Genomic DNA, 1,166 nt, shown 5'->3' with positions numbered 1-1,166 from the left:
TCGAGCACCTCGGCCTCGACGACCTCCGGCAACGGCACCTGCCGGACCAGCACTTCCTGGCCGCTGTAGGTGTCGAAGGCCCGGGTCTCGGTGAGTTCGTACTCGTCGGACGGCGGCAGGGGCAGGCGGTAGCGGTCGGCGAGTACCCGTCCCGCATAGTCGTCCACGTCGCCACCCCCGGCAGCCCGTCGGTCAATTCCGTTCGCCCGGCGGGCCGTTCCGGCTGCGTACGGTCCGCAAGCATTCACGATACGTGCCGGAGGCAACCCGCAAAGAGGGGATGCCAGATATCGGACCGCTCAAACCCGGGCGCCGCCGGTTCAGGACTTGGGTTCGAAGGTCTTCGTCAGGGTCTGCCAGGTGTCCCGGCGCAGGTCACTGTCCCAGTCGGCGGCCTTGGCGGTGTACATGAGCGCGTAGCCCTGGTGGTCGTTGACGACGAACCCCCGGTCCACGGTCCGGTACTTGGTGCCGCCGTCCGTGTAGGTGAACTCCCAGTCGGCCGCGTTCCAGCTCCGGTAGTCCACCTTCGCTATCCGGATCCTCTTGTACTGGGAGCGGACCATGCTCCGCTCCTGGTTCCTCCAGTCGGCGACCGGGTCGCCCTTGGGCGTGGACGTCCAGGCGACGAGCAGCTTCTGCCCGTTCGGTCCGGTGAACCGGTCTCCCGCGGAGCCCGTGGACCGGTAGCTCCAGCCCTCGGGCAGTCCAAGCGCGTAGCCCTGCTCGCCCTGGTGGGTGGTGGCCGCGCCCTCGTCGTCGTCCGGCTTTGCGGCATCGTCCGACCCGTTCCCGGCGTCTTCGGACTCGCTCGCTCCGGTGCCCGGGGCGCCGCCCGGGGTCCCGTCGTCCGTCGCCGGGTCCGAGGCGGTCCCGTCGGTACCGGTCCCGCTCTCCTCGTCCTGCTTGGTGTCGCCGCTCGGGCCGGCGGAGGCGACGGCCTTGTCACCGCTGCCGCCCTTGGCGCCGTTCTCGTCGTCGCCGCCCAGCGTGAGGGCCAGTACGGTGCCGAGCACGGCGAGCGCCACGATCACCGCGATGATGACCAGCGTCCTGCGCGGCACCACGTCGGTGAGCGGCGCCCGGGGCACCGGCCGCGGCGGCAGGTCCGGCGGCGGTACGACGGGCCAGCCGGAACTCCGGCTGCCCGCAGCCGCGTTCGCCCC

Annotated in this window: 1 protein-coding gene and 1 pseudogene; both read right to left on the bottom strand. The window is 71.4% G+C overall.

Going from position 1 to position 1,166, the window contains the following annotated elements:
• A partial coding sequence (locus tag EBH09_RS39965) for a hypothetical protein (protein WP_153182708.1) occupies positions 1 to 197 on the bottom strand: 197 nt, incomplete at its 3' end.
• Between the two features lie 123 nt (positions 198 to 320).
• Positions 321 to 1,166, bottom strand: a pseudogene (locus EBH09_RS22375) (serine/threonine protein kinase); the annotation flags it as partial.

Origin of the sequence: Streptomyces sp. E2N166, assembly GCF_003671715.1 — a bacterium.
In the GTDB taxonomy this organism is placed as follows: domain Bacteria; phylum Actinomycetota; class Actinomycetes; order Streptomycetales; family Streptomycetaceae; genus Streptomyces; species Streptomyces thinghirensis.
The sequence above is the reverse complement of the archived record's forward strand: the minus strand, read 5'-3'. Positions and strand labels throughout refer to the sequence as shown.